Genomic DNA, 2,832 nt, shown 5'->3' on the forward strand with positions numbered 1-2,832 from the left:
GTATACACCCTCTCCCGCGCAGTTTGCGGGAGAGGGTGCGAGCGACAGCGAGCGGGTGAGGCCCTACAGGATCACCGGCTCCTCGTAGTCCCGGTAGTGCGCGTGGTGCGCATGCCCGTCGCTGGCGTGCGGACCATAGGCGCGGTCCGGCTCGTACCGCTCGATGCGCGGCCCGCGCGACCGCCGCAGCGCCTGCGCGAGCGCCACCCCCAGCACGAACGCGCCACCCAGCACCAGCAGCGTCTTCGTGGCGTCGAACGGCGCGGGCGGCACGAACACCACGCCGCGCTCGTCCATCACCGCCGGGCGGTCCACGTAGCGGCCGTGCCTGGGCACCGCCCGCGCGCGAAAGTCCGTGGCCAGCGCGCGAAGCTCGTCGCGCAGCTGCGGGCCGCGGAGCGGAATGCCGTGGCCCGTGGCGGCGATCTCCGGCTCCAGCTGCGCCAGCAGCCGCACGGAGCGCTCGGCGGCCACCCAGTCCGGCGTAAAGTACGCCGGCGGGCCGTTCACCTCGGGCGTCTGCTCCACCACGTAGCGCAGCGCCTCCTGCCGCGTGGTGACGAACGCGTCGCCCGCGATGAGCGTGCGGTCCGCGTCGCGGAACAGCGACACGTGGCCGGCCGTGTGCCCCGGCGTGTGGACCCAGCGCCACCCGGGCATGCCGGGCACGCTGCCGTCCGCCGGCAGGGGCCGCACGCGGCCGCCCAGGTCAATGGGCTTGCTGGGATACGCGAACGAAAGCCGCGCCATGGCGCCGCCCGGCACCGTGGGGTCCGGCGGCGGATAGCTGGAGTCGCCCGTGAGGTACGGCAGCTCCAGCGGGTGGGCGTATACCACGCAGTCCCACAGCTCCACCAGCTCGTGGATGCTGCCCCGGTGGTCAAAGTGCCCGTGCGTGAGGATGATGGCGCGCGGCCGAGCCCCCTTGCCGAACCGCTCCTCGGCCTCCTTCACGATCCTGGGCCCGGAGCCGTACATCCCCGTGTCGACGAGGACCCAGCCGCGGTCGCCCGCGTCGCGGGGGCCCCAGAAGAACAGGTTGACGATGGCCGTGCGCAGGTACGCCAGGTCCGGCGTGATGTCGCGCGCGCCGCCCTCCGTGGACGGGAACTCCGTCCGCTCCAGCTCCCTTCCCGATACCCGATCCATCGTCGCCCCCATCACGCACCTCCACTCGGTTACGCTTGCGTTCCTCCGCGCTCGAATCGCGAGTGGACAGCAAAGCCCGCGCCGGGGAGCCCTCACCCCTCGGGGCCCTCACCCCGCTCGTTCCTCGCGGCCCTCTCCCGCAAACTGCGCGGGAGAGGAGGTACACCCCAGCCCGAGCACGGAGGCAGGCTCAAGAGCGATGAGGTTCTCCCCCTCCCCCGCGAAGCGGGGGCAGGGGGTCGGGGGGTGGGGGCCCTCCGCGGGCCGGCAGAGTGTCCGCCACTGTGCACGATCCATGTTCCCCCTTCCCCACACCGTTTGTGGGGGAAGGGCCGGGGATGGGAGGGACCGGTCGCTGCCGGCGCGAGCCCCTCTCATCCAGCACGAATCGGGGGTGTTCGCCCTCCGGCGGCGGATGCGATAGATTGGCCGGCGAGCGCATCGAACCGCGCATGATGAAAGCAGTTCTGGACCGACAGCAAGGCGGGAATCCGAAGTGGCGGACATCGCAATCGACCTGGGGACGGCCAACACCCTCATCGAGATGAAGGGCGAGGGGCTCGTGATCAACGAGCCGTCGGTGGTGGCCATCGACCGGGAAAGCCGAAAGGTGCGGGCCGTGGGGCTCGAGGCCAAGCGCATGGTGGGGCGCACGCCCGAGGGAATCATCGCCGTACGACCCATGCGCGACGGCGTCATCGCCGACGTGGACATGGCGGACCTCATGCTTCGCCACTTCCTGGAACGCGTGCTCAAGCGCCGCGGCATCTTCCGGGTCAAGCCGCAGGTGGTCATCGGCGTGCCATCGGGCATCACCGAGATGGAAAAACGCGCCGTCCGCGCGGCCGTCATGGGCGCCGGAGCGCGCAGCGTGTCGCTCATCTCCGAGCCCATGGCGGCGGCCATCGGCGTGGGGCTGCCCGTGACGTCGCCCAAGGGCAGCATGGTGGTGAACGTGGGCGGCGGCACGAGCGAGATCGGCGTCATCGCCCTGTCCGGCATCGTGGCCGACGCCAGCATCCGCGTGGCCGGCAACGAGCTGGACGAGGCCATCATGGGCTACGTGCGCAAGAGCCGGAACCTGCTCATCGGCGAGGCCACGGCGGAGAGCGTCAAGATCCAGATCGGCAGCGCGCATCCGCTGGGCGACGAGCGGGAGATGGACGTCACGGGCCGCGACCTGGTGAACGGCATTCCCAAGACGGTGCGCGTGCACTCCGAGGAGATCCGTGAGTGCATCCAGGAGCCCGTGCACGCCATCGTGGCCGCCGTGCGCCGCGCGCTGGAGATCACGCCGCCGGAGCTGGCCAGCGACATCCTGGACGCGGGCATCGTCATGACGGGCGGCGGCGCGCAGCTGCGGGGTCTGGGCCGGCTGCTGGAGCGCGAGACGGGCCTGTCCATCCACCTGGACGAGCAGCCGCTCACCTGCGTGGTACGCGGCGCCGCCAAGGTGCTGGAGGACCCGCGCCTGTACAGCGGCGTGCTGCAGCCGTGAACTGCGAATGCGTGAGTGCGGAAGGGGCCCGGCGCGGATGCCGGGCCCTTTCTCGTTGGGCGGGCTCCCGGCCAGAGCGGCTGAAGCCGCCGCTGGGACTGCGGAAAGCCTCACAAAACTGTGGGAGGCTTCAACAGCCGACCCTCACCCGAGTGCCCGCCGTGTCGCGCGGGAACCATCTCCCT

Annotated in this window: 2 protein-coding genes; one reads left to right on the forward strand and one right to left on the reverse strand. The window is 71.4% G+C overall.

Annotated elements, in window-relative coordinates; all coding sequences use genetic code 11:
* Nucleotides 1-63: 63 nt before the first annotated feature.
* Nucleotides 64-1,149 (reverse strand): MBL fold metallo-hydrolase, encoded by a 1,086-nt coding sequence (locus VFZ20_RS09945; RefSeq protein ID WP_329683714.1) that lies wholly within the window; start codon nt 1,147-1,149, stop codon nt 64-66.
* Nucleotides 1,150-1,645: 496 nt separating this feature from the next.
* On the opposite strand from VFZ20_RS09945, the gene VFZ20_RS09950 reads away from it, so the two are divergent.
* The gene (locus VFZ20_RS09950) at nt 1,646-2,647 is read left to right on the forward strand and encodes a rod shape-determining protein (protein ID WP_329683715.1); all 1,002 of its coding nucleotides are present in this window, start codon (nt 1,646-1,648) and stop codon (nt 2,645-2,647) included.
* Nucleotides 2,648-2,832: the final 185 nt, after the last annotated feature.

This window comes from Longimicrobium sp. (assembly GCF_036280135.1).
Classification (GTDB): Bacteria; Gemmatimonadota; Gemmatimonadetes; order Longimicrobiales; family Longimicrobiaceae; genus Longimicrobium.

What these genes read in the sequence shown, in the direction of transcription:
- VFZ20_RS09945 (WP_329683714.1), bottom strand. Translation starts at nt 1,149, where the DNA reads ATGGATCGGGTATCGGGAAGGGAGCTGGAGCGGACGGAGTTCCCGTCC.